Annotated in this window: 15 protein-coding genes; 8 read left to right on the top strand and 7 right to left on the bottom strand. The window is 60.1% G+C overall.

Features of this window, described 5'->3' with window-relative positions; all coding sequences use genetic code 11:
- Window positions 1-25: 25 nt before the first annotated feature.
- From gsiD to iaaA, 5 genes are read right to left on the bottom strand one after another with little or no spacing between them, the layout of a single operon-like run.
- Window positions 26-937 carry a glutathione ABC transporter permease GsiD gene (gsiD, locus tag F0320_RS06510; protein WP_126328098.1) on the bottom strand — a complete coding sequence of 304 codons (912 nt, stop codon included), beginning with the start codon at window positions 935-937 and terminating at the stop codon, window positions 26-28.
- A 1-nt stretch (window position 938) separates the two neighbouring features.
- Window positions 939-1859: a glutathione ABC transporter permease GsiC gene (gene gsiC, locus F0320_RS06505; protein ID WP_023310911.1), complete on the bottom strand. Its 921-nt coding sequence runs from the start codon at window positions 1857-1859 to the stop codon at window positions 939-941.
- 5 nt (window positions 1860-1864) lie between these two features.
- Window positions 1865-3403, bottom strand: a complete 1539-nt coding sequence (gene gsiB, locus F0320_RS06500; RefSeq protein ID WP_126328097.1) for a glutathione ABC transporter substrate-binding protein GsiB — start codon at window positions 3401-3403, stop codon at window positions 1865-1867.
- A gap of 23 nt (window positions 3404-3426) precedes the next feature.
- Window positions 3427-5298 carry a glutathione ABC transporter ATP-binding protein GsiA gene (gsiA, locus tag F0320_RS06495; protein WP_126328096.1) on the bottom strand — a complete coding sequence of 624 codons (1872 nt, stop codon included), beginning with the start codon at window positions 5296-5298 and terminating at the stop codon, window positions 3427-3429.
- Between the two features lie 11 nt (window positions 5299-5309).
- Window positions 5310-6248: a beta-aspartyl-peptidase gene (gene iaaA / locus F0320_RS06490; protein WP_126328095.1), complete on the bottom strand. Its 939-nt coding sequence runs from the start codon at window positions 6246-6248 to the stop codon at window positions 5310-5312.
- A gap of 188 nt (window positions 6249-6436) precedes the next feature.
- On the opposite strand from iaaA, the gene moeA reads away from it, so the two are divergent.
- A complete protein-coding gene (moeA, locus tag F0320_RS06485; protein ID WP_126328094.1) occupies window positions 6437-7669 on the top strand; it encodes a molybdopterin molybdotransferase MoeA in 1233 nt (410 codons plus the stop codon).
- Window position 7670: 1 nt separating this feature from the next.
- Window positions 7671-8423, top strand: a complete 753-nt coding sequence (moeB, locus tag F0320_RS06480) for a molybdopterin-synthase adenylyltransferase MoeB (protein WP_126328093.1) — start codon at window positions 7671-7673, stop codon at window positions 8421-8423.
- A 65-nt stretch (window positions 8424-8488) separates the two neighbouring features.
- On the opposite strand, the gene fsa is transcribed toward moeB, so the two are convergent.
- Window positions 8489-9160 carry a fructose-6-phosphate aldolase gene (gene fsa / locus F0320_RS06475; protein ID WP_126328092.1) on the bottom strand — a complete coding sequence of 224 codons (672 nt, stop codon included), beginning with the start codon at window positions 9158-9160 and terminating at the stop codon, window positions 8489-8491.
- Between the two features lie 128 nt (window positions 9161-9288).
- Between fsa and F0320_RS06470 the strand changes: the two genes are divergently transcribed.
- The 4 genes from F0320_RS06470 (at window position 9289) to F0320_RS06455 (ending at window position 14968) form a co-directional block, all read left to right on the top strand.
- A complete protein-coding gene (locus F0320_RS06470; RefSeq protein WP_063439178.1) occupies window positions 9289-10188 on the top strand; it encodes a glycyl-radical enzyme activating protein in 900 nt (299 codons plus the stop codon).
- A 4-nt stretch (window positions 10189-10192) separates the two neighbouring features.
- A complete protein-coding gene (locus F0320_RS06465) occupies window positions 10193-12625 on the top strand; it encodes a formate C-acetyltransferase/glycerol dehydratase family glycyl radical enzyme (RefSeq protein ID WP_126328091.1) in 2433 nt (810 codons plus the stop codon).
- 121 nt (window positions 12626-12746) lie between these two features.
- Window positions 12747-13562: a Cof-type HAD-IIB family hydrolase gene (locus F0320_RS06460; protein ID WP_126328090.1), complete on the top strand. Its 816-nt coding sequence runs from the start codon at window positions 12747-12749 to the stop codon at window positions 13560-13562.
- Between the two features lie 149 nt (window positions 13563-13711).
- On the top strand, window positions 13712-14968 hold the full coding sequence (locus tag F0320_RS06455) for a DUF1479 domain-containing protein (RefSeq protein ID WP_149323886.1): 1257 nt from the start codon (window positions 13712-13714) through the stop codon (window positions 14966-14968).
- Here the strand turns inward: F0320_RS06455 and F0320_RS06450 are convergent.
- A complete protein-coding gene (locus F0320_RS06450; RefSeq protein ID WP_047653232.1) occupies window positions 14965-16038 on the bottom strand; it encodes a LacI family DNA-binding transcriptional regulator in 1074 nt (357 codons plus the stop codon). The genes F0320_RS06455 and F0320_RS06450 overlap by 4 nt on opposite strands.
- A gap of 288 nt (window positions 16039-16326) precedes the next feature.
- Here F0320_RS06450 and F0320_RS06445 point away from each other — a divergent pair, with 288 nt between their 5' ends.
- On the top strand, window positions 16327-17628 hold the full coding sequence (locus F0320_RS06445) for an MFS transporter (protein ID WP_014883122.1): 1302 nt from the start codon (window positions 16327-16329) through the stop codon (window positions 17626-17628).
- 17 nt (window positions 17629-17645) lie between these two features.
- Window positions 17646-20009: a glycoside hydrolase family 31 protein gene (locus tag F0320_RS06440; RefSeq protein ID WP_149323887.1), complete on the top strand. Its 2364-nt coding sequence runs from the start codon at window positions 17646-17648 to the stop codon at window positions 20007-20009.
- Window positions 20010-20042: the final 33 nt, after the last annotated feature.

Here is a 20042-nt window from a genome sequence, read left to right as displayed (position 1 = left end):
CCGCCACCCGGCACATTTCACTGCCCTACCCCTTAATCCTCGGATCCAGCGCGTCGCGCAGCCCGTCCCCCAGCAGATTAAACGCCAGCACGGTCAGGAAAATTGCCAGACTCGGGAAGATCGCCACGTGTGGTGCAATTACCATATCCGCCCTCGCCTCGTTCAGCATCGCGCCCCACTCCGGCGTCGGAGGCTGCGCCCCTAGCCCCAGAAACGACAGGCTGGCCGCCGAGATAATCGACACGCCGATACGCATGGTAAAATAGACCACGATGGACGACACCGTACCCGGCAGAATATGGCTGAACAGGATGGTGGTATCGCTGGCCCCCATGCTGCGGGCGGACTCGATAAAGGTCTGCTGTTTCAGCACCAGCGTGTTACCACGCACCAGGCGCGCGAACGCCGGAATCGAAAACACCGCGACCGCAATGATGACGTTCGCCATGCCGCTGCCCATGATCGCCACCACGGCAATCGCCAGCAAAATGCCGGGAAAGGCAAACAGCACGTCGCAGATGCGCATGATGATGCGGTCCCACCAGCCTTCGTAATATCCGGCAACGAGGCCCAGCACGGTACCGATGGCCGCGCCGATCAGCACCGCGAACACCCCGGCGGCAAGCGAGATTTGCGCCCCGACCAGCACGCGGCTAAAGATATCGCGCCCGAGGGAGTCCACGCCGAACCAGTGCAGCATCGACGGTCCGTCGTTCAGACGGTCGTAGTCAAAATAGTTTTCCGCATCAAACGGCGCAACCCACGGCGCTATCACCGCCACCGCAATCAGCAGCAGCACAAACAGCCCCGCCGTCATCGCGACCGGCTGACGGCGAAAACGCCGCCAGAATTCAGACCACGGGGTGCGGACGTGGTCCGGTTTTAGCCCCGGCATCGCGTTTAAAACGGCCTGACGTCGCCAGTTCAACAATCGCATCTTACTTGTACCTGATGGCCGGGTTAATGGCAGCGTAGAGCACGTCCACCACTAAGTTGATAAGAATAAATTCCAGCGAGAAAAGCAGGACTTCCGCCTGAATCACCGGGTAGTCGCGCATCTCGACGGAATCGACCAGCAGGCGTCCCAGCCCCGGCCAGTTGAAGACCTTTTCCACGACGATCGAGCCGCCGAGCAGAAAACCAAACTGCAGCCCCATCATCGTCACGACCGGGATCATCGCATTGCGGAATCCGTGCTTGAGAATGACCCACTTCTCGCTGACCCCTTTCGCCCGCGCGGTGCGAATATAATCTTCGCTCAGCACGTCAACGAACGAGGCGCGGGTAAAGCGGGCCATCACCGCCGAAACGGCAGCCCCCAGCGTCATGGAAGGCAGGATGTAATGCTTCCAGGTATCGGCCCCGACGGTCGGCAGCCAGCCCAGTTCGACGGAGAAGATCTGCATCAGCAGCATCCCCAGCGCGAACGCCGGGAAGGAGATACCGGTCACCGCCAGCGCCATGCCGAGCTTGTCCGGCCAGCGGTTGCGCCAGACGGCCGCGATAATCCCGGCGCCAAGCCCAAACACCACCGCCCAGCTCATGCTGGCTATCGTTAACCAGAACGTGGGCATAAAGCGGCTGGCAATCTCCTCCGACACCGGACGGCGCGACACCATTGAAATACCAAAATCGCCCTGCAGAACGTTACAGATATAATGGATAAACTGCATATACAGCGGCTGGTCGAGGCCAAGCTGCTTACGCACCAGGTCAATAACGGTGGCATCCGCTTCAGGCCCGGCGACCAGACGCGCCGGATCGCCCGGCAGCATATGGACAAACAAAAACACCAGGACCGCCACAATCAGCAGCGTCGGAATAAGCCCCAGCAGGCGTTTACAAACATAATTCAGCATGAAGTTTATTTTAAATCCGCATCGTCAAAGCTAAAGCCGGTGTCCGGCATGATGTAGAACCCGGTCAACGCTTTGTTATGGGCTGATACCAGTTTCTCCACCACCAGCGGCACCCACGGTGACTCTTTCCAGATAATATCCTGCGCGTCCTTGTAGAGGCGCGCCTTCTCTTCCGGTTTGGTGGTTTTCAGGGCATCGGCAAGGTCTTTGTCCACCTGCGGGTTGCTGTAAAACGCGGTATTGAACAGGGTTGGCGGCCAGTTCTGCGAGGCAAACAGCGGCGACAGCGCCCAGTCGGCTTCACCGGTCGAGGCCGTCCAGCCGGTGTAGAACATCCGCACGCCGCTCTCTTTCTGCCCTTTCCCCTCCACTTCTGCCGCACGCTGTCCGGCATCCATTGCGGTGACCTGCACCTTGATACCCACCTGCGCCAGCTGCTGCTGGGTAAACTGCAGCACCTTCTGGGCGGTGCTGTGATTATGCGAGGACCACAGCGTGGTGCTGAAGCCGTTCGGGAAGCCCGCCTCTTTCAGCAGCTCGCGCGCTTTGGCCGGATCGTACGGCCACGGCTGATAGCTTTGCGCATAGGCAATCGCCGGCGGCAGCACGCCGGTCGCCGGGGTGGCATAGCCGGCAAAGGCGACCTTCACCAGCGCCTGACGGTTAATGGCGTAGTTGATGGCCTCACGCACCTTCGGGTTATCAAACGGCTTTTGCGTGACGTTCATGCTGATGTAGCGCTGCATGATCGACGGGCTGGCGACCAGCTCCAGCTTGCTGTTTTTCTGCAAAATGGCGGCCTGCTCATATGGGATCGGGAAGGCAAACTGCGCCTCGCCGGTTTGCAGCATCGCCGCGCGGGTGTTGTTGTCCACCACCGGGCGCCAGGTGATGGTGTCGAGCTTCGGCAGCCCCTGCTGCCAGTATCCGGCGAATTTCTTCACCTTCACAAAATCGGTCTGGTTCCAGGTGAGCAGTTCGTAAGGACCGGTGCCAACAGGGTGGAAGCCGATCTCCTTGCCGTATTTCTTCAGCGCGGCAGGGGAAATCATCGCCGTTGCCGGATGCGCCAGGATATTGATAAACGCGGAGAACGGCTCTTTCAGGGTGATTTTGACCGTCGCCGGGTCGACCACCTGGGTGCTGGCGATATTTTTATACAGGTTATACCGCTTGAGGCTATTTTCCGGATTGCTGGCGCGGTCCAGGTTAACCTTCACCGCCTCCGCATTGAAGTCTGTTCCGTCCTGGAACTTCACGCCGGTCCTGAGCTTGATGGTATACACCAGCCCGTCGTCGGACACGGTGTACCCCTCCGCCAGCACGTTTTTGAGCTTCATCTCTTTATCGAGGCCAAACAGGCCCTGATAGAACGATTTCGCCACCGCCTGAGAGAGCGTGTCGTTGGCGTCATACGGATCGAGCGTGGTGAAATTGGAGCCGACGGCGACCACCACATCTTTGGCAGCGAACGCGGGGGCAGCGGCCAGGGCTGCCGTCACGCTCGCGGCTAACAACCATCTACGCGCTACAAATGTAACCATTGTGTTCTCCTGCCTGTTGTAAGTTATAACCGCGAAAAAGCGTTGTCCTGACGCGGGGGAGCGACGAAATGACCCGGCCCGACCTCGCGCAGCGTCACGCGCTCCACGGCCTCGCCGCGTTTATGAATATTGCCCGGTATTTCATCCTGCAGCAGCACCCGCTGGCCGTGACGATGCGCGGGATCGGCAACCGGGACCGCCGCGATAAGCTTGCGGGTGTACGGGTGCTGCGGGTTTTCAAACACCGCCCTTCGCGGCCCAATCTCCACGATCTGCCCCATAAACATCACCGCCACGCGATGGCTGATGCGCTCGACCACCGCCATATCGTGCGAGATAAACAGAAAGGCGATTCCCATATCCCGCTGTAAATCCAGCAACAGGTTGATGATTTGCGCCCGGATAGAGACATCCAGCGCCGAGACGGACTCATCGGCAATCACCACTTTCGGGTTCAGCGCCAGCGCCCGGGCGATGCAGATACGCTGCCGCTGTCCGCCGGAAAACTCGTGAGGATAACGCCAGGCGTGCTCCGGCTTCAGGCCGACGCGCTCCAGCAGCCAGGCCACGCGACGCTGGGCCGCTTCGCCGTCGAGCAGGTTATGCACCCGCAGCGGCTCCATGATCGAATACCCCACCGTATGGCGCGGATCGAGGGAGGCATACGGATCCTGGAAAATAAACTGAATATCCCGCCGCACCGCCTGCAGCCTGCTGTCCGGAAGGGTATCAATGCGCTCGCCGTTAAAGGTAATGCTGCCTTCCTGGGATTCCACCAGACGGAGCAACGCGCGCCCGGTGGTGGATTTACCGCAGCCGGACTCCCCCACCAGCGCCAGCGTTTCGCCCGGCCAGAGATCGAAACTGACGTTTTCCACCGCGTGCACTTCGCGCTTCACGCGGTTTAATACGCCGCTGCGCAGCGGAAAACGGGTGACCAGATCGCGCACTTCCAGAATGGGCTTACCCGGCACCACGGTGTCCTGCTCGCGCTCCTCCTCCTGCAGCTCAGACGCCTCAGGAGAAATCAGCGGGAAACGGCGCGGCAAATCGCTGCCGTTCATCGCCCCCAGACGCGGAACCGCCGCCAGCAGCGCTTTGGTGTAAGGATGCACGGGCGCGTGAAAAATCTGCTCAACCGGGCCGGTTTCCACCGCGCTGCCCTTGTGCATCACCAGCACCCGATCGGCGATATCAGCGACCACGCCCATATCGTGGGTGATGAAAATCACCCCCATCTCCATCTCCTGCTGCAGCACTTTAATGAGCTGCAGGATCTGCGCCTGAATCGTCACGTCCAGCGCCGTCGTCGGTTCGTCGGCGATCAGCACCGCCGGACGGCAGGAGAGCGCCATGGCAATCATCACCCGCTGGCGCATGCCGCCGGAAAGCTGATGCGGGTAGCGACCCAGAATGGCCTGCGCCTCCGGAATGCGCACCAGCTCCAGCATCCGTCGGGCCTCTTTGAGCGCTTCATCGCCGCTCAGCCCCTGATGCAGGCGGATAGACTCGGCGATTTGTTCCCCGACCGGGAAAACCGGGTTCAGCGAGGTCATCGGCTCCTGGAAGATCATCGCAATATCCGCCCCGCGCACGCCCTGCATCTGCGAACCGCTTAGCTCGTTTAAATCAATGACCTGACGGTTACGGCGGCGCAGCAGCATTTTCTCGCTGCTGATTTGCCCGCCCGTCTGCTCCAGCAGGCGCATCAGTGCCAGCGCGGTGACCGATTTTCCGGAACCGGACTCGCCAACAATCGCCAGCGTCTCGCCGCGCCTGAGCGTGAACGATAAATTCTGTACTGCGGGGATGAACTGCCGCTCTTCCTGAAACGCAATATTGAGCTGATGGACAGCCAGCACTTCGCGGTTGTCCAGTTTTTCACTGTGCGGCACGCGCTGCCCCCTTATTCACGATAGATGCCCGTGCTTGGTTCATCACCGGCATAACCCCAGGCGCGATACATGCCTTCGCTGTTGAACGGCAGAGCCACGTTGCCCTCACGATCCACCGCGATGAGCCCGCCGACGCCGCCCAGGGCGGGCAGTTTCTCCATCACCACGCGCTCGCAGGCTTCGCTGAGGCTTAAACCGCCGTAATCCATCAGCGCGGTGATGTCGTAGGCCGCGAGGGCGCGAATAAACACTTCCCCGGTTCCGGTACACGACACCGCCGCCGTCGCGTTATTGGCGTAGCAGCCGGCGCCCGGCAGCGGGCTATCGCCGACGCGTCCGGGCAGCTTGTTGGTCATCCCGCCCGTTGACGTCGCCGCCGCGAGGTTTCCGGCCTTATCCAGCGCCACCGCGCCGACCGTGCCCATTTTGGTGGTTTCATCCAGCGGCGCACTGTGGTCAAGCTGCGTCATGCCCGCCGAACGGGCTTCCAGCAGTTGCTGATAGCGCTCCTCGGTGGAAAAAAGATCCGGCGATACCGGTTCCATCCCGTGATCGAAGGCAAACGCCTCTGCCCCGGCCCCCGTCAGCAGCACGTGCGGACTCGCCTCCATCACCAGACGCGCGGCCAGCACCGGATTGCGCAGATGACTCACGCCCGCCACGGCGCCCGCTTTCAGAGTGACGCCGTCCATCACGCAGGCATCCAGCTCGTGCGTTTCATCCCGGGTAAAGACCGAACCGATCCCTGCATTAAATAACGGACACTCTTCCAGCAGGCGCACCGCCTCGGTGACCACGTCCAGCGCGCTTTCGCCCGCTTCCAGCATTCTCTGGCCCGTTTCCACAATGGCGTACAGCGCGTCGATATAGCGCTTTTCCTGCTCGGGACTGAGCTGTGCTCGGGTGATTGCCCCGGCGCCACCATGAATTGCGATTACCGCATTAACCATTCGCATCACCCGTTAGCCTGATTTGCGGCTTTTTCTATAAATATCATTATCGTCGATGAAACTTCAGATGATTTTTGAATATAGAAAGACGTAACTGTGATGTAAAGCGTACACCCATCGGGTCATACAGTTAGCCGCACTTTTCTGCCATAATGAGCGCTTTCGTTGTTACTCCGCAGGAGCCCACCATGGATTTTACCGCCGGACTGATGCCGCTTGAGACGGCACTCACGCAGATGCTTAACCGAGTTTCCCCGCTGCATGACGTTGAGACGCTGCCCCTCGTGCGCTGTTTTGGCCGTATTGCCGCGCGCGATATCGTCTCTCCGCTTAACGTGCCGGGGTTTGATAATTCCGCGATGGACGGTTACGCGGTTCGCCTGGCGGATCTCCAGACGGGTAACGCCCTGCCGGTGGCGGGTAAAGCCTTTGCGGGTCAGCCGTTTAGCGGTGAATGGCCTGCGGGCACCTGCGTGCGCATCATGACCGGCGCGCCGGTTCCGGCCGGCTGCGATGCCGTGGTAATGCAGGAAGAGACCGAACAGACCGACGACGGCGTGCGTTTTACCGCGAACGTTAAAGCGGGTCAGAACATCCGCCGCACGGGCGAAGATATCACCCTTGGCGCGACGGTCTTTTCTGCCGGGCAGAAGCTGACGGCAGGTGAGCTGCCGGTGCTGGCGTCGCTCGGCGTGGCTGAAATCGACGTTATTCGTAAAGTGCGCGTCGCCGTTTTCTCCACCGGCGACGAGCTGCAGCTTCCGGGCCAGCCGCTGCAGGACGGCCAGATTTACGATACCAACCGCCTGGCGGTACACCTGATGCTGGAGCAGCTGGGCTGCGAGGTGATTAACCTCGGCATTATTCCTGACGATCCGGAAAAACTGCGCGCCGCGTTTATCGAGGCGGATAACGCAGCCGACGTGGTTATCAGCTCCGGCGGCGTCTCCGTGGGCGAAGCGGATTACACCAAAACCATCCTTGAAGAGCTGGGGGAAATCGCCTTCTGGAAGCTGGCCATCAAGCCGGGCAAACCGTTCGCGTTTGGCAAGCTCCAGCACGGCTGGTTCTGCGGCCTGCCGGGTAACCCGGTCTCGGCGGCACTCACCTTCTACCAGCTGGTGATCCCGCTGCTGGCGAAGCTTTCCGGCAACAAAGCAAACCCGCTGCCGGAACGCCAGCGCGTGCGCGCCGCCACGCGCCTGAAAAAATCGCCGGGTCGTCTCGATTTCCAGCGCGGCATTCTGGCGCGCAACGCGGACGGCGAGCTGGAAGTGAGCACCACCGGGCACCAGGGCTCACACATTTTCAGCTCCTTCAGCCAGGGCAACTGCTTTATCGTGCTGGAGCGCGAGCGCGGCAACGTGGAAGCAGGCGAGTGGGTTGAGATCGAGCGTTTTAACCACCTGTTCGGAGGCTGACATGACGGTGGAGCTGAGCGACCAAGAGATGATGCGCTACAACCGCCAGATTGTGCTGCGCGGGTTTGACTTCGAGGGCCAGGAAGCCCTTAAGGCAGCAAGCGTGCTGGTTGTCGGGCTCGGCGGCCTGGGCTGCGCCGCCGCGCAGTATCTTGCCGCGGCGGGCGTGGGCAGGATGACGCTGCTGGATTTCGATACCGTGTCGGTGTCTAACCTCCAGCGTCAGACGCTGCACAGCGATGCGACGGTTGGCCAGCCGAAAGTGGACTCTGCCCGCACGGCGCTGGCGCGCATCAACCCCAACGTTCAGTTCACCCTGATTGACGCGATGCTGGATGACGAGGCGCTGTCCGCGCAGATTGCGCAGCACGACCTGGTGCTGGACTGCACCGATAACGTCACGGTCCGTAACCAGCTCAACGCGGGCTGTTTTGCTCACAAAACCCCGCTGGTCTCCGGCGCGGCGATCCGCATGGAGGGGCAAATCAGCGTCTTCACGTATGCGGAAGGTGAACCCTGCTACCGCTGCCTGAGCCGGCTGTTCGGCGAAAACACGCTGACCTGCGTTGAGGCGGGCGTGATGGCACCCTTGGTCGGCGTGATTGGCTCACTGCAGGCGATGGAAGCAATCAAAGTGCTGGCGCGCTACGGCACGCCTGCGGCGGGGAAAATCGTGATGTATGACGCGATGACCTGCCAGTTCCGCGAGATGAAGCTGGTGCGTAATCCTGGGTGTGAGGTGTGCGGAGGTTAAACCCTGTCGCTGCCTGATGCCCTCACCCCAGCCCTCTCCCACAGGGAGAGGGAGAAAATCGTAGGTTACCCCCGACAGATAGACGTCCGTCCAAACGCCCCCTGCCAGTCCTGCTCAAACTTCACAATCGCCGCATCCACGGCCGGAGAGGTGATAAACTGCTGCGCCACGTCCAGCGGCAGCGTGATGGACTCGCAGCCTGCCAGCAGACAGTCCAGCGCCTGACGCGGCGTTTTAAAGCTCGCGGCCAGCACCTTTGACTGCGGGGCGTGCAGCGCCAGCAGCTGTTGCAGTTCAACCACGGTCTGGATCCCGTCCCCGCCCTGCGCGTCCACGCGGTTAACGTAAGGCGCCACATACTCAGCCCCTGCCAGCGCCGAGAGCATCCCCTGTGCGGCACCGTAAACCGCCGTACCGAGCGTCGGGATCCCTTCCGCTTTCAGCATCTTGATCGCCGCCAGCCCTTCGGCGGTCACCGGCACTTTTACTACCAGGTCGTTGATGATGGCGCGCAGCTTACGCGCGTCCTCCACCATCCCTTCGGCGGTGGTCGCCATCACCTGCGCGAAGAGACGGCCTTTGCCGCCCAGCGCGTCATGCAGTTCTGGCAGCAGCTCGTCCAGCGGCGTTTTACCTGCCGCCACAATGCTTGGGTTGGTGGTCACGCCCGCCAGCGGGAAGATACGCGCCAGCTTTTTGACTGCCGCAACGTCAGATGTGTCGAGATAAAGTTCCATGATGTCATCCTCAAATTTAGCCTGCACTTACCCTATCACGACAAAACCTGCTCAGTAGTTGACCTGCATCAAGATAACTTTCATTCGAAAGTCATTTAATCTTCATATGCAATATGAGAGGCGAAATCATGATCTTCAATATTCAGCGTTACTCTACCCACGACGGCCCCGGTATTCGAACCGTGGTGTTCCTGAAAGGCTGCTCGCTGGGCTGTCGCTGGTGCCAGAACCCGGAAAGCCGCTCCCGCAGCCGGGACGTGCTGTTTGATGCACGCCTGTGCCTGGACGGCTGTGACCTGTGCCAGCAGGCGGCACCGGGCTGCATCGAACGCGCGCTGAACGGTCTGGTTATCCACCGTGAGAAGCTTGATGAAGCAGCGCTCAACGCCCTCACCGACTGCTGCCCTACGCAGGCGCTGACCGTCTGCGGTGAAGAACAGCAGGTCGAGGAGATCATGGCGACCGTACTGCGCGACAAACCCTTCTACGATCGCAGTGGCGGCGGGATCACCCTCTCCGGCGGCGAGCCGTTTATGAACCCTGAGCTGGCGCACGCCCTGTTTAAAGCCAGCCATGAACAGGGGATCCACACCGCCGTGGAAACCTGCCTTCACGTGCCGTGGCACTACATCGAGCCGTCATTACCGTACGTCGATCTGTTCCTCGCCGACCTGAAGCACGTCGACGGTGAGGTGTTCAAACAGTGGACGGACGGCTCGGCTAAGCGAATCCTGGATAACCTGAAGCGCCTTGCTGCCGCCGGGAAAAAAATCACCATCCGCGTGCCGCTGATCCAGGGCTTTAACGCTGACGAAGCGTCCATCACCGCCATTACTAACTTCGCCGCCGACGAACTCGGCGTCGACGATATTCATTTTCTGCCGTATCACACGCTGGGCATGAACAAATACACCCTGCTCGGCCAACCCTACTCTGCCCCTGACAAACCGCTGGATAACCCTGCCCTGCTGGACTTCGCGCAGCAGTACGCTTGCCAGAAAGGGTTAACCGCGACCTTACGAGGATAAACCTATGACGACCCTGAATCTCAACACCCTCAGCGAGCGCATCAAGGCGCACAAAACGGCGCTGGTGCATATCGTTAAGCCGCCGGTCTGTACCGAGCGCGCGCAGCATTACACCGAAATGTACCAGCAGCACATGGACAAGCCGATCCCGGTACGTCGCGCGCTGGCGCTGGCGCATCACCTGGCCGAGCGTACCATCTGGATCAAACACGACGAGCTGATTATCGGTAACCAGGCCAGTGAAGTGCGCGCCGCGCCGATTTTCCCGGAATACACCGTCTCCTGGATTGAGAAAGAGATCGACGATCTGGCGGACCGCCCGGGCGCGGGCTTTGCGGTGAGCGAAGAGAACAAGCGCGTGCTGCACGACATCTGCCCGTGGTGGCGCGGCCAAACGGTGCAGGATCGCTGCTACGGCATGTTCACCGACGAGCAGAAAGGCCTGCTGGAAACCGGCATTATCAAAGCCGAAGGCAACATGACTTCCGGCGACGCGCACCTGGCGGTGAACTTCCCGCTGGTGCTGGAGAAAGGTCTCGACGGCCTGCGCGCCAAAGTGGCCGAGCGCCGCTCGCGCATCAACCTGACGGTGCTGGAAGACCTGCACGGCGATCAGTTCCTGAAGGCAATTGATATCGTGCTGGAAGCGGTGAGCCTGCACATCAAACGCTTTGCCGACCTGGCGCGTGAAATGGCCTCCACCGAAACCCGCGCAAGCCGCCGCGACGAGCTGCTGGCGATGGCGGAAAACTGCGACGTGATTGCCCACGAGCCGCCAAAAACCTTCTGGCAGGCGCTGCAGCTGTGCTACTTCATTCAGCTGATCCTGCAGATTGAGTCCAACGGCCACTCCGTCTCCTTCGCGCGTATGGACCAGTATCTTTATCCGTACTACCGCCGCGACGTGGAGCTGAACCAGAGCCTCGACCGCGAACACGCCATTGAGCTGCTGCACTGCTGCTGGTTGAAGCTGCTGGAAGTGAACAAGATCCGCTCCGGCTCGCACTCGAAAGCCTCTGCCGGCAGCCCGCTGTACCAGAACGTTACCATCGGCGGCCAGAAGCTGGTCAACGGTGAGCCGATGGACGCGGTGAACCCGCTCTCCTACGCGATTCTGGAATCCTGCGGCCGTCTGCGCTCCACCCAGCCGAACCTGAGCGTGCGCTATCACGCGGGCATGAGCAACGACTTCCTCGACTCCTGCGTGCAGGTGATCCGCTGCGGCTTCGGGATGCCCGCGTTCAACAACGATGAAATCGTCATTCCGGAATTCATCAAGCTCGGCGTTGAACGTGACGACGCCTACGACTACGCGGCCATTGGCTGCATCGAAACCGCGGTGGGCGGCAAGTGGGGCTATCGCTGCACCGGCATGAGCTTTATCAACTTTGCCCGCGTGATGCTCGCCGCGCTGGAAGGCGGGCGCGACGCCACCAGCGGCAGGGTGTTCCTGCCGCAGGAGAAAGCGCTTTCTGCCGGTAACTTCGACAATTTCGACGAGGTGATGGCGGCGTGGGACAGCCAGATTCGCTACTATACCCGCAAATCCATCGAGATTGAGTACGTGGTGGACACCATGCTGGAAGAGAACGTCCACGATATTCTCTGCTCGGCGCTGGTGGACGACTGCATCGAACGCGCGAAAAGCATCAAGCAGGGCGGCGCGAAGTATGACTGGGTCTCCGGCCTGCAGGTGGGCATCGCTAACCTCGGCAACAGCCTGGCGGCGGTGAAGAAGCTGGTGTTCGAACAGGGCACTATTGGTCAACAGCAGCTGGCGGCGGCGCTGGCGGATGACTTCGAGGGGCTGACTCACGAGCAGCTGCGTCAGCGCCTGATCAACGACGCGCCGAAGTACGGAAACGACGACGACAGCGTGGACATGCTGCTGACGCGCGCCTATCAGACTTACATTGAAGAGCTGAAGCAGTACCACAACCCGCGCTACGGCCGCGGCCCGACTGGCGGTAACTACTACGCGGGCACGTCGTCCATCTCCGCAAACGTGCCGTTTGGCGCGGCAACGATGGCCACCCCTGACGGTCGTAAGGCGCATACCCCGCTGGCGGAAGGAGCCAGCCCGGCTTCCGGTACCGACCACCTTGGTCCAACGGCAGTCATCGGTTCCGTGGGTAAACTGCCTACCGAGGCGATTCTCGGCGGCGTGCTGCTGAACCAGAAGCTGAATCCGTCGACGCTGGAAAACGACAGCGATCGCCAGAAGCTGATGGTGCTGCTGCGCACCTTCTTCGAGGTGCATAAGGGCTGGCATATTCAGTACAACATCGTTTCGCGCGAAACGCTGCTGGAAGCGAAGAAACACCCGGACCAGTACCGCGACCTGGTAGTGCGCGTGGCGGGCTACTCGGCGTTCTTTACCGCCCTGTCACCGGATGCGCAGGACGATATTATCGCCCGTACTGAGCATACGCTGTAAAAAACTGCCCGGTAAGGCGAAGCCGCCACCGGGCTTTCTGACTTTCATTCGAAATTAAATTTGTGCTCCTCGTCACCTTGTTATTAGAATGTTTCAAAACGCAGTGACCCAGGAGCACAGTATGACCGTTAAAGTTATCGTCACCGATATGGACGGAACTTTCCTTGATGATGCCAAGCATTACGATCGTGACCGCTTCCAGGCACAGTTTGAACAGCTTAAAGCCCGCGACATTGAATTCGTTGTTGCCAGCGGCAACCAGTATTACCAGCTCATCTCCTTCTTTCCGGAGCTAAAAGATCGGATCTCCTTCGTGGCGGAAAACGGCGCGCTGGTGTTCGATCGCGGCGAGCAGATTTTTCACGGCGAGCTGACCCGCCATGAATCGCAGATCGTGATTGGCGAACTGCTGAAGGACAAAGGGCTGAACTTCGTGGCCTGCGGGCTGGAGAGCGCCTGGGTCAGCGACCAGGCTCCTGAAGAATTCGTTGCGCTGATGTCAAAGCACTATCACCGCTTAAAGCGCATCAGCGATTATCGCGAAATTGACGACGTGCTGTTTAAGTTCTCCCTTAACCTGCCGGACAGCGATATCCCAAATCTGGTGGATAAACTGCACGTCTCCCTGGACGGCATCATGAAGCCGGTCACCAGCGGCTTTGGCTTTGTGGATTTGATTATCCCCGGCCTGCACAAAGCCAACGGCATCAGCCGTCTGCTGAAACGCTGGAAAATCTCCCCGCAGGAGTGCGTGGCCATCGGCGACAGCGGCAACGATGCCGAGATGCTGAAGCTGGTGAAATATTCCTTTGCGATGGGCAACGCGGCAGAGAGCATCAAGGAAATCAGCCGCTACAGCACAGACGACAACAACCATCAGGGCGCGCTGAACGTCATTCAGGCCGTGCTCGACAACCATTCCCCGTTCGACGTCTGATCTTTTCCTCGCCGGAGCGTCGCTCCGGCCTGTCACTCTTTTTCCGTCCTGTGGCTTGCGTCAAGTTTTTAAACTTGCATTAACTTATTTTTAACTTAAAGTATCACTTGTAGACATTTTTACTTTCGAATGAAAGATGCGAGGCAGTTATGACCTTTACCAGTGAAACTTTGCCAGCGGATCACAAAGCGGCAATCCGTCAGTTAAAACGTGAGCTGCGCGCGCAGATCGGCGACGTGCAGGCGGTGTTTAATAAGCTCAGCGACAAAATTGCCACCCGCGTGGGGGAAATTAACGCCCTTAAGAACAAAGGCGAATCCGTCTGGCCGGTGATTCCGTTTGCGGATGTGAAAAACGGCACGATTACCGACGCACAGCGCGAGGCCGTTAAACGCCGCGGCTGCGCGGTGATTAAAGGTCATTTCCCGCGCGAGCAGGCGCTGGCGTGGGATCAGTCGATGCTCGACTACCTCGATCTGAACAGGTTTGACGAGGTCTACAAAGGCCCGGGCGATAACTTCTTCGGCACCCTGACGGCCTCTCGTCCGGAGATTTACCCGATTTACTGGTCGCAGGCGCAAATGCAGGCGCGCCAGAGCGAAGAGATGGCGCAGGTGCAGTCGTTCCTGAACCGTTTATGGACGTTCGAGAGCAACGGCAAACAGTGGTTCGACCCGGACGTGAGCGTGATTTACCCGGACCGTATCCGCCGCCGTCCGCCTGGAACGACCTCGAAAGGGCTTGGGGCGCATACCGACTCCGGCGCGCTGGAGCGCTGGCTGCTGCCGGCCTATCAGCAGGTGTTCGCCCGCGTGTTTGACGGCAACGTCGAGAAATACGATCCGTGGAACGCCGCGCACCGTACCGAAGTGGAAGAGTACACCGTCGATAACACCACCAAATGCTCGGTGTTCCGCACCTTCCAGGGCTGGACGGCGCTGTCGGACATGATCCCCGGCCAGGGCTTACTGCACGTCGTGCCCATCCCGGAGGCGATGGCCTACATTCTGCTGCGGCCGCTGCTGGACGACGTGCCGGAAGACGAGCTTTGCGGCGTCGCGCCGGGGCGCGTGCTGCCAGTTTCAGAGAAATGGCACCCGCTGCTGATCGAGGCGCTGACCAGCATTCCGGCACTCGACGCGGGCGATTCCGTGTGGTGGCACTGCGATGTGATCCACTCCGTCGTGCCGGTGGAAAATCAGCAGGGCTGGGGCAACGTGATGTACATCCCTGCCGCGCCGATGTGCGAGAAGAACCTCGCCTACGCCAAAAAGGTCAAGGAAGCGCTGGAAACCGGCGCGTCGCCGGGAGACTTCCCGCGCGAGGATTATGAAAAGAGCTGGCAGGACCGCTTTACCGTGAACGATCTTAATATCCACGGCAAGCGCGCGCTGGGCATGGTTTAACTGTCGTACAGCCCTTCCCGCTCTACGGCGGTGCGTCGTTTCCCCTGACGTATCCGCCGTACCGATTCCCGCACGGCCAGCGTGCCGTTAAGCAGTAACGTCCCCACCGGTGCGTCCGGGCGCATGAGCCGCTGTTGGAGCATATATACCGCTTCGGTTCCCAGCTCATCGCGCGGAACGTGCACCGCCGTTAATGGAACATCCTGAATCGCCGCCAGGTTAAAGCCGTCAATGCTCATCACCGACACGTCCTGCGGCACGCGCAGGCCGTGGTTTTGTAAGGCGCTAATGGTGCCCGCCGCCATAAAGTCGCCGCCGACCAGGAACGCGGTAGGTAAATCCTTCCCCTGCATTTCGCTGAGCCAGCCGCTGACCATCTGTTCCGTTTCACGCGCGCTGAAGCTGGGCACCACCAGCAGATCGCGTTTATCGTTGAATTTCAGGTTGTGAGACTGCCACGCGTCGCGGATCCCCGCCAGGCGCAGCTCCATGGTGTAGCGGCGCAGGCACAGCACATTCATCACCTCACGGTGTCCCATCTCGAACAGGTACTCCGCCGCCCGTTCGCCAATGGCGCGATGATCCGGCGCGACGGCAGGCAGACGCATGTGACGGTCGCGGCAGTTAATCAGCATGCAGGGTTTCCCCACGTCCACCGCCAGATCGTGGATATGGGGATCGTCAATGCCAAGAAGGATTGCCGCCTGGGTGTCCGCTTCGTTCATGCGTGCCAGAAATAGCTGGGCGTCGCTGTCGTTCTCCTCCAGCGCGCAGTAGCGAAGGCGCACATCGTGGGACGCAAGGCCTTTACTCACGCTCTGGATCACGCGGTAGTAAAAGATGTCGGACCGCTCGTCAAACGCCCGCTGCGGGGCAAAAACCACCAGGCTGTTAAGCAGCAGACGCCCTGCCGCCATGCCGTCCATCACCCCCAGCTCCCGCGCGCACGCCAGCACCTTTGCGCGCGCTTTTTCACTGGTATTCGCTTTTCCCGCCAGCACCCGCGACACGGTGCTGATCGAGAGCTGCGTTCGGGCGGCGATTTCGGTGATTTTTAGCCTTTTGTCCATTTTGTGATCTGGCTCCATTTGCGAAATGAAAAAATTCTCATAGCGTATTGGTCAGGCAATAGCTGACATAAACACCATCATGCCAGAGGGTTTACGTCAGTTATGAGAAATTTTGCACAAAATCCACTTTTGCCCACTCATTTTCTTCCTTAAGGTGAACTTGTCACACAACTTCCATACTAGTTGTATACCAACTTAAGCATTTTAAACGGATAGAAATCAAAGTCATAAAAATCCGTGTGACACCTGAACCTCCGTCCCCTTACCGTCCGTCTTGTGGAGAGTATAATGAGTCAGGACATCAATAACACCGTAGCGACAAGCAAAACCCGTCGCGTCATCAAGAACCTGCGCTGGTACGTGCTGGTGCTGTTCTTACTTGGCGTCACCGTTAACTACATCACCCGAAACTCACTCGGGATCCTCGCCCCGGAACTGAAAGAGAGCCTCGGGATCACCACCGAGCAATACTCCTGGATCGTCGGCGCGTTCCAGATCGCCTATACCATTTTCCAGCCCCTGTGCGGCTGGCTGATTGACGTCATCGGCCTGAAGATCGGCTTTATGGTCTGCGCCGGGATCTGGGCGCTGATGTGTATCTTCCACGCGGGCGCCGGAAGCTGGCTGCACCTCGCTATTCTGCGCTTCTTTATGGGTGCCTCTGAGGCCGCCGCTACCCCGGCGAACGCCAAAACCATCGGCGAATGGTTCCCGAAATCAGAGCGACCCGTTGCCGCCGGCTGGGCGGGCGTGGGCTTCTCCATCGGCGCGATGCTGGCCCCGCCTATCATCTACTTTGCTCACGCCTCGTTCGGCTGGCAGGGCGCGTTTATGTTTACCGGCGTGCTGGCGCTGCTGTGGGTGATCCTGTGGTGGGCGTTCTACCACAACCCGGAGCAGCACCCGAATCTGAGTAAGGACGAGCTGGCGTTTATCAAGCAGGATAACGAACCGCCTGCCGTCAAACTGCCCTTCCTGACCGCGCTGAAAACCGTCTCGAAAAACAAACGCTTCTACGGTATCGCCATTCCGGCCTTTATGGCGGAGCCGGCCTGGGCGGTGCTGAGCTTCTGGGTGCCGCTGTACCTCGCCAAAGAGCACGGCATGGACCTGAAGCAGATTGCGATGTTTGCCTGGCTGCCGTTCCTCGCCGCCGACCTCGGCAGCGTGGCGAGTGGCTACCTGACGCGTCTGTACACCCGTCTGTTCGGCTGCTCGCGCGTTAACTCGGTCGTTGCCAGCTCCGTGACGGGCGCGTTCCTGATGATCTCTCTGGGTATCGTGGCCATCACCCGCGACCCGTATATCACCATCGTGCTGATCTCCATCGGCGGCTTCGGCCACCAGATTATCTCCTGCATGCTGAGCGCCCTGGTCGTGGAGTCATTCGACAAAGGCCAGATGGCGACCGTCAACGGCATGCGCGGCTCGGCGGCGTGGATCGCCAGCTTCCTGTTCTCGCTGTTAATCGGCGTGACCGCCGACAAAATCGGCTTTAACCCGCTCTTTATTGCCATGGGCTTCTTTGACCTGATTGGCGCTGTCTTCCTGGTAGCATTTATTGCTGAACGTCGCGCCAAGCGCGCCTGATAGTGGATGTATTGCATATGAAAACCCTGAAAAACTGGACCCTTGATACGCAGTCGGCAAACCATCTGGAACTGCTGGTCGATAACCAGCACCGCCTGTGCCTGTATGTGCTGGAAGAGAACCTGTTCCGCGTGCTGATCAAACGCAAAGGCGAGCTGGCGCTGGACCGCACCTGGAGCATCGCGCCGGAAAAAGACGTGCCCTGGGAAGGCCGCCGTCGTGACGATATAAGCGGTTTCTCCTGCCCGGCCTGGACCCTGACGCAGCAGGATGAGACGCTCACGGTGGCAACCGAACAGCTGCGCGTGACGATCCACCAGCCGCTGTGGCTGGAGTGGCACTACCGCAATGAGGCGGGCGAGTGGCAGCCGCTGGTCAACGACCGTCCAACCAGCGCCTACCTGCTGAACGCCCACGGCGACGGAGTGGCGCACTACCTGAGCCGCCGCAAGGACGAGCGCTTCTACGGTCTGGGCGAGAAAGCGGGCGATCTGCAGCGCAACGGTAAACGCTATGAGATGCGCAACCTCGACGCAATGGGGTACAACGCGGCCAGCACCGACCCGCTCTACAAGCACATCCCGTTCACAATCGCCCGCCGCGACGACGTCAGCTACGGACTGTTCTACGATAACCTGAGCAGCTGCTGGCTGGATCTGGGCAACGAGATCGACAACTACCACACCGCCTATCGCCGCTGGCAGGCGGAAGCGGGCGATATCGATTACTACATCTTTACCGGCAAGCGCGTGCTGGACGTCACCAAATCCTTCGTGCGCCTGACCGGGAAAACGCTGTTCGGACCGAAATGGAGCCTGGGCTACAGCGGCTCTACCATGCACTACACCGACGCGCCGGACGCCCAGAACCAGCTGATGAACTTCATCCGCCTGTGCGAAGAGCACGCCATTCCGTGCGACTCGTTCCAGCTCTCCTCCGGCTATACCTCCATCAACGGCAAGCGCTACGTCTTTAACTGGAACTATGACAAGGTGCCGCAGCCGAAGGTGATGAGCCAGGCCTTTCACGACGCGGGGCTGAAGCTGGCGGCCAACATCAAGCCGTGCCTGCTGCAGGATCATCCGCGCTATAACGAAGTGGCGGAGAGCGGCCTGTTCATTCGCGATTCAGAAACCGATGCACCGGAACGCTCCAGCTTCTGGGATGACGAAGGCTCGCACCTCGACTTTACCAACCCGCAGACGGTGCAGTGGTGGCAGAACGGCGTGACCACGCAGCTGCTGGAGATGGGCATCGACTCTACCTGGAACGACAACAACGAATATGAAGTGTGGGACGGAGAAGCGCGCTGCTTTGGCTTCGGCAAGGAGATCGCCATCAAGCACATTCGCCCGGTGATGCCGCTGCTGATGATGCGCGCCTCGCTGGAAGCGCAGCAGCGTTTCGCGCCGGAAAAACGTCCGTATCTCATCTCCCGCTCCGGCTGCGCCGGGATGCAGCGCTACGTTCAGACCTGGAGCGGCGACAACCGCACCAACTGGGACACCCTGCGCTATAACATCCGCATGGGACTGGGCATGAGCCTGTCCGGCCTGTTCAACGTCGGTCACGACGTCGGCGGTTTCTCCGGCGACAAGCCGGACGCCGAGCTGTTCGTACGCTGGGTGCAGAACGGCGTGATGCACCCGCGCTTTACCATTCACTCGTGGAACGATGACCACACCGTGAACGAGCCGTGGATGTACCCGGGCGTCACGCCAGCCATTCGCGGCGCGGTTGAGCTGCGCTACCGCCTGCTGCCGTACCTCTATACCCTGCTCTGGCAGGCGCACGCCGACGACGAGCCGATGCTGCGCCCGACCTTCCTCGATCACGAGCACGATGCGCAGACGTTTGAGGAGTGCGATGACTTCCTGCTGGGCCGCGACCTGCTGGTGGCCAGCGTCGTCGAAGCCGGGCAGCGCGAGCGCCGCGTCTGGCTGCCGGATAACGACACCGGCTGGTATGATTTTTACACCCACGCGTGGTTTGCTGGCGGCCAGTCGATCGTCCTCGACGCGCCGCTGGAAAAACTGCCGCTGCTGGTGCGCGCCGGTGCCGCTCTGCCGCTGAGCGAACGCATTACCCACGTGTCCGCTGAAAAAGACAACACCCGCGAGCTGAAGCTCTTCCCGGTGAAGGGCGTCGGCACGACCACCGGAATGCTGTTTGAAGACGACGGCGAAAGCTGGGGCTACCAGAACGGCAATGCGCTGTGGGTAGAATGGGAAATGGTGTGCGACGGCGCAACCATCAACCTGAAGGTCAACGCGCGCGGGGATTATCGTCCGGCTTGGAAAGTACTGAAGGTGTCATTACCAGCGGGGGAGAAACGCAAACTGCTGGTGAACGGGGCTGAAGGGAGCGAGTGGGTGATCTAGTGCGGCCTGATGCCCTCACCCTAACCCTCTCCC

This window comes from Enterobacter dykesii (assembly GCF_008364625.2).
GTDB classification, from domain to species: domain Bacteria; phylum Pseudomonadota; class Gammaproteobacteria; order Enterobacterales; family Enterobacteriaceae; genus Enterobacter; species Enterobacter dykesii.
Note: the sequence above shows the minus strand (reverse complement) of the source record. Positions and strands in the feature narration are given on the sequence as shown.

What these genes read in the sequence shown, in the direction of transcription:
- moeB (WP_126328093.1), top strand. Translation starts at nt 7,671, where the DNA reads ATGACGGTGGAGCTGAGCGACCAAGAGATGATGCGCTACAACCGCCAG.
- gsiC (WP_023310911.1), bottom strand. Translation starts at nt 1,859, where the DNA reads ATGCTGAATTATGTTTGTAAACGCCTGCTGGGGCTTATTCCGACGCTG.
- F0320_RS06465 (WP_126328091.1), top strand. Translation starts at nt 10,193, where the DNA reads ATGACGACCCTGAATCTCAACACCCTCAGCGAGCGCATCAAGGCGCAC.
- gsiD (WP_126328098.1), bottom strand. Translation starts at nt 937, where the DNA reads ATGCGATTGTTGAACTGGCGACGTCAGGCCGTTTTAAACGCGATGCCG.
- gsiB (WP_126328097.1), bottom strand. Translation starts at nt 3,403, where the DNA reads ATGGTTACATTTGTAGCGCGTAGATGGTTGTTAGCCGCGAGCGTGACG.
- F0320_RS06450 (WP_047653232.1), bottom strand. Translation starts at nt 16,038, where the DNA reads ATGGACAAAAGGCTAAAAATCACCGAAATCGCCGCCCGAACGCAGCTC.
- F0320_RS06470 (WP_063439178.1), top strand. Translation starts at nt 9,289, where the DNA reads ATGATCTTCAATATTCAGCGTTACTCTACCCACGACGGCCCCGGTATT.
- F0320_RS06440 (WP_149323887.1), top strand. Translation starts at nt 17,646, where the DNA reads ATGAAAACCCTGAAAAACTGGACCCTTGATACGCAGTCGGCAAACCAT.
- fsa (WP_126328092.1), bottom strand. Translation starts at nt 9,160, where the DNA reads ATGGAACTTTATCTCGACACATCTGACGTTGCGGCAGTCAAAAAGCTG.
- iaaA (WP_126328095.1), bottom strand. Translation starts at nt 6,248, where the DNA reads ATGGTTAATGCGGTAATCGCAATTCATGGTGGCGCCGGGGCAATCACC.
- F0320_RS06445 (WP_014883122.1), top strand. Translation starts at nt 16,327, where the DNA reads ATGAGTCAGGACATCAATAACACCGTAGCGACAAGCAAAACCCGTCGC.
- moeA (WP_126328094.1), top strand. Translation starts at nt 6,437, where the DNA reads ATGGATTTTACCGCCGGACTGATGCCGCTTGAGACGGCACTCACGCAG.
- F0320_RS06460 (WP_126328090.1), top strand. Translation starts at nt 12,747, where the DNA reads ATGACCGTTAAAGTTATCGTCACCGATATGGACGGAACTTTCCTTGAT.
- F0320_RS06455 (WP_149323886.1), top strand. Translation starts at nt 13,712, where the DNA reads ATGACCTTTACCAGTGAAACTTTGCCAGCGGATCACAAAGCGGCAATC.